Below are 3,583 nucleotides of genomic sequence, written 5' to 3'. Positions count from 1 at the left end.
ATTGTAATATGGGAGTTAACAAGAGCATGTGAATTAAAATGTCTACATTGTCGTGCTGAAGCTCAGCATTATCGTGATCCTTTTGAGTTAACATTAGAAGAAGGAAAAAAACTAATTGATGATATATATGAAATGGATAATCCGATGCTGGTTTTTACTGGTGGGGATCCATTAATGCGTTCGGATATATATGATATTGCTGAATACGCGGTGAAGAAAGGTATTCGGGTTTCCATGACACCCAGTGCTACTCCAAAGGTTACTAAAGAAGCGATTAAAAAAGCAAAAGATGTTGGGATTGCTAGATGGGCATTTAGTATAGATGGACCAACAGCTGAAGTACATGATCATTTTAGAGGAACAGAGGGGTCATTTAAATTAACAATGGATGCAATTCATCATTTAAATGAATTAAAAATCCCTATTCAAATTAATACAGTTGTTTCTAATTATAATTTGAGTGTACTTAAAGATATGGCAAATTTAGTAGAGGAATTAGGTTGTGTGTTGTGGAGTGTATTTTTCTTAGTCCCAACAGGACGTGGTAAAGAGAAAGATATGATTTCACCAATTCAACATGAAAGAGTGTTCCGCTGGCTATACCAGCTAAGCAGAACTGTTTCTTTTGATATAAAAACCACAGCTGCTCAGCACTATAGACGCGTTGTTCTTCAAGAAAAAATGAAGGGAATTAAAAAGATAGATCAAATTATTCAATATAGAGATGTATTGATGGAAGGGATGACGGACGGAATTAATGAATTTGGACGCGCTCCAAAAGGAGTAAATGATGGAAATGGAGTTGTATTTATTTCTCATATTGGAGATGTATACCCAAGTGGGCTATTACCGATTAAAACCGGGAATATTAAATCAACACCGATAGCTGAAATTTATCGAAACTCTCCTGTTTTTCAAAGCCTTCGTAATCCAGACAATTATAAAGGCAAATGCGGTGTTTGTGAGTTTCGATATGTTTGTGGGGGATCTCGTTCTAGGGCATTTGCGATGACGGGGGATTACATGGAAAGCGAACCTTTTTGTGTATATGTTCCAAAAGCATTGCAAAAAAAGTGTAAGAATTGAGCATGGCCCTTTTTATAAATTTTTTATTGTGTATTTCCAGTATTTATGAGCAAATGCTTTCTGCTCATAAATATTGGATTAGTGATAACGAATAATCGAAAAAAGCAAGGGAATTATATTTATTTTAGGCGTATAATACGTTGATTTGAGCTTCCGCGAAATGGAAGAGTCAAATCTCTTTTTTCGATTTCAAATCTTCCATCAACTAAAACATCCCCATAATGTAACAGCTCAATCATATCTTTGTTTTGTGAATTCTGTATCTCTTCTAGTGTATAGCCAGTGTAAATCCAAAGATTTTTGTTTAAACTTTTTACAGCTTTTGCAACTTCTTTGACCTCGATAGCTTGAAAAAATGGGTCACCCCCTGAAAATGTTACATCAGTTAGAGGATTTTTGGAAATTTCTTTTATAATTTCTTTCACACTTATCTCGGTCCCATTATAAAGATTCCATGATTTGGGGTTATGGCAACCTAAACAATCATGCGGACAACCGGCAAAAAACACAACTGTCCGTAACCCTTCACCATCTACTACACTATCATGAATAATATTCATTACCTTCATTTATGTTTCACACGATCTGCTTCTTCACTACGCTTTGCATTGTTCCATTTTGACATGTCCCCCACAAGATATCCAGTAATACGGCGAATTCTTTCAATATGATGGTCTTCTATATTTCCACAGCTGGGGCATTCATTTTCAATAACTCCATTATAGTCACAACATTTACAACGATCCACCGGATGATTAATTGAACCATATCCTACTTCATACTGTGCCATTGCTTGAACAATCTGTTTTAAAGCCATTAGATTATGTGCTGCCGCCCCATCTAGTTCAATATACGTAATATGACCACCGTTGCAAAGAGCATGAAACGGTCCTTCTAAACGTATTTTATTAATTGCTTGAATAGGATAATAAACTGGAATATGAAATGAATTTGTATAGTAATCATGATCGGTTACACCTGTAATAGTTCCAAACTCAGCACGATCCTTTTTGATGAACTTCCCTGATAGTCCCTCGGCAGGAGTTGCAATTAAGGTGAAATTCAAGCAATGCTCTTCTGTTGCTTGGTCCATCTTATTTCTCATAAAGGTAACAATTTCTTTTCCAAGTTGCCATGAATCTTTATCTTCCCCATGGTGTTTTCCTGTTAAGGCAACCAGGCATTCCGCAAGTCCAATAAAACCAAGACTCAATGTTCCTTGCTTTAAAATCTCAGTAACTGAGTCTTCTGGTTGTAGTTTTTCTCCATTGCGCCAAATCCCTTGTGAATATAGGAATTGAAAATCTCTTGCTTTTTTTGTACATTGATATGAATATCTTTCTAGCAATTGACGAATGCCAAGTTTGATATAATAATCTAACGATTTGAAAAATCCCTCTTTTGAATCATTTATTAAAGCCAATTTTACTAGATTAATAGAGGTAAATGATAGATTTCCTCTGCCAATTGCTGTTTCCTCACCATGAATATTAGACATCACACGAGTACGACAACCCATATAACATACTTCACTTTCTGGGTGCCCATTATAATACGCTGCATTAAATGGCGCATCTAAAAATGAAAAGTTAGGGAACAATCGTTTTGCTGTTGTTTCTAATGCAAGTTCAAATAAATCATAATTTGGATCTGTTTCTTCAAAATTTACACCTTTTTTTAACTTGAAAATTTGAATGGGGAAAATAGGTGTTTCGCTTTTTCCTAATCCCGCTTGTGTTGCCTGTAGTAATTGTTTAATTAATAGCCTTCCTTCCTTTGATGTGTCCGTTCCGTAATTAATTGAAATAAACGGAACTTGTCCACCACCACGGCTATGCATACTATTGGAATTATGAATAAATGCTTCACATGCTTGATATGTATCGTTTTCTGTTTCTTTCCATGCAAACACTTCGATTTGTTCCTTTGTTAGCGGATAGTCTATTAACTTTTTCTTGTTTTTTTCAAATGTTTTCCTCACATAGGGTGCTAAATCTATATCAAACATGGCAAGAGATTGCCCACCATGCTGCATATTTTGATTAGCTTGAAGAATAATAGACGAGAGTGCTAATGCACTTTTAATATCTTGTGGTTGTCTCATATGGCCATGTCCAGTGTGGAACCCTTTTTTCAGCAATTGTGCTAAAGGGATTTGTGAACACGTGGTTGTTCCTGTTGCATAAAAATCTAAATCGTGTGGGTATAAAATATTTTGATTAATAGCTTCTTTTACTTGTTTAGAAAGCAAATGTTCCCTTACATAAAGTTTTGCGCTCTCTGATGCAAATGTTCCCATCATTCCCATTGGAGATCGACCATCAACATTTGCATTTTCTTGCATTAAGTCTTGATCGTTACTATTTATAATTTTATCAAAAGTTGTCCATAAAGTATTTTTTTGCTGTTTTACATTGTCTGAGTTGTTCATCAAATTCACTCCCGTTCAATATATAGTATCTAACACCGATAAATGATACTATATACAGTGCTTTTC

3 protein-coding genes are annotated in these 3,583 nt (G+C 35.2%); 1 reads left to right on the top strand and 2 read right to left on the bottom strand.

What is annotated here, in order from left to right; all coding sequences use genetic code 11:
• A partial coding sequence (locus tag ACQGSG_RS27625; protein ID WP_426948534.1) for a TIGR04053 family radical SAM/SPASM domain-containing protein occupies positions 1-1,086 on the top strand: 1,086 nt, incomplete at its 5' end.
• Between the two features lie 119 nt (positions 1,087-1,205).
• Here the strand turns inward: ACQGSG_RS27625 and nrdG are convergent.
• Both nrdG and ACQGSG_RS27615 read right to left on the bottom strand, forming a co-directional pair.
• Positions 1,206-1,655 (bottom strand): anaerobic ribonucleoside-triphosphate reductase activating protein, encoded by a 450-nt coding sequence (nrdG, locus tag ACQGSG_RS27620; RefSeq protein WP_426948533.1) that lies wholly within the window; start codon positions 1,653-1,655, stop codon positions 1,206-1,208.
• On the bottom strand, positions 1,652-3,517 hold the full coding sequence (locus ACQGSG_RS27615) for an anaerobic ribonucleoside triphosphate reductase (protein ID WP_426948531.1): 1,866 nt from the start codon (positions 3,515-3,517) through the stop codon (positions 1,652-1,654). Before ACQGSG_RS27615 ends, nrdG begins: the two co-directional genes overlap by 4 nt.
• Between the last annotated feature and the right edge of the window lie 66 nt (positions 3,518-3,583).

It is taken from the genome of Bacillus sp. GMa5/1, from assembly GCF_050172015.1.
GTDB lineage: Bacteria > Bacillota > Bacilli > Bacillales > Bacillaceae_G > Bacillus_A > Bacillus_A cereus.
Note: the sequence above shows the minus strand (reverse complement) of the source record. Positions and strands in the feature narration are given on the sequence as shown.